Here is a 1,090-nt window from a genome sequence, read left to right on the forward strand (position 1 = left end):
TCGATCTTCTGGTGCAGGGAGAGCACTTCGAGCTCGGCCTTGAGATTGACCTCGTAATCCTTGGCGGCCTCGAAGCGGTCGCGCTCGGCCTGCCGGTTCTGGGACATCATGATGATCGGCGCCTGGATGGCGGCGATCATCGACAGGATCAGATTCAGAAAAATGAAGGGGTATGGGTCGAAGGGATTCGCCACCAGACCGATGGTGTTCATCAGTGTCCAGACGGCGAGAAAGGCGAGGAAGGCGAGTATGAAGGACCAGGAGCCGCCGACGCGGGCGATGCCATCGGCGATACGCTCGCCGAAGGATGACTCGGCGGATAAGGCGGCATTGACGTCGGTCGAGATGACCTTGCGTTGGTGCGCTTTCGCCAGCACGCGCTTTTCGACGTCGCCGAGTTCGTCGGCCGGTTTGTCGAAATGATGGTGCACGAAGTCCGAAAGATTAGACATTGCCTTTTTCCGATGCCGGTTATCGATGTGCTCGCTTTCGGCGCCAGTATTCCGCTCCGGAGGCAAATTGCAATGCGTATCGGTGTCGCGTCGCGCCACGCGCGATCCGTTCATAAAAATTTCGTCGTCGCGAGGTGCCGCTTTCGGCCCGAACGTGTTGCGGTCGTGAAAGGTGCAGGCTAAATAAATGACATGACACAGGAAAACGCTCTTTCTGATATCTTCCGCATCGCCATCGGCCAGCTCAACCCGACGGTCGGCGATGTCGCCGGCAATCTTGCCAAGGCGCGCGAGGCGCGCGCCGATGCTGCCCGGGAGGGCGCGCATCTGCTCGTCCTGACCGAGCTTTTCATCTCCGGTTATCCGCCTGAAGATCTGGTGCTGAAGCCCGCCTTCATCCGCGCCTGCTGGAAGGCGGTCGAGACTCTCGCGGCCGATACCGCCGATGGCGGGCCGGGCGTCATCATCGGCTTTCCCCGGCAGGAAGGCACCGGGCGCTACAATTCGGTCGCCGTGCTCGACGGCGGCAAGGTGATCGCGGTGCGCGACAAGATTGACCTGCCGAATTACGGCGAATTCGACGAGAAGCGCGTCTTCGACCAGGGCGCCATGCCGGGGCCGGTGAATTTCCGCGGCGT

Annotated in this window: 2 protein-coding genes; one reads left to right on the forward strand and one right to left on the reverse strand. The window is 61.1% G+C overall.

The features are described 5' to 3' along the window. Positions 1-452, reverse strand: a 452-nt coding sequence (locus FY112_RS04525; protein ID WP_151517818.1) for a DUF1003 domain-containing protein, incomplete at its 3' end; no start/stop codon positions are given. 192 nt (positions 453-644) lie between these two features. Here FY112_RS04525 and FY112_RS37410 point away from each other — a divergent pair. Continuing rightward, a partial coding sequence (locus tag FY112_RS37410) for a nitrilase-related carbon-nitrogen hydrolase (protein ID WP_281408445.1) occupies positions 645-1,090 on the forward strand: 446 nt, incomplete at its 3' end.

Origin of the sequence: Rhizobium sp. PEPV16 (assembly GCF_008919455.1) — a bacterium.
Lineage (GTDB): Bacteria > Pseudomonadota > Alphaproteobacteria > Rhizobiales > Rhizobiaceae > Rhizobium > Rhizobium leguminosarum_Q.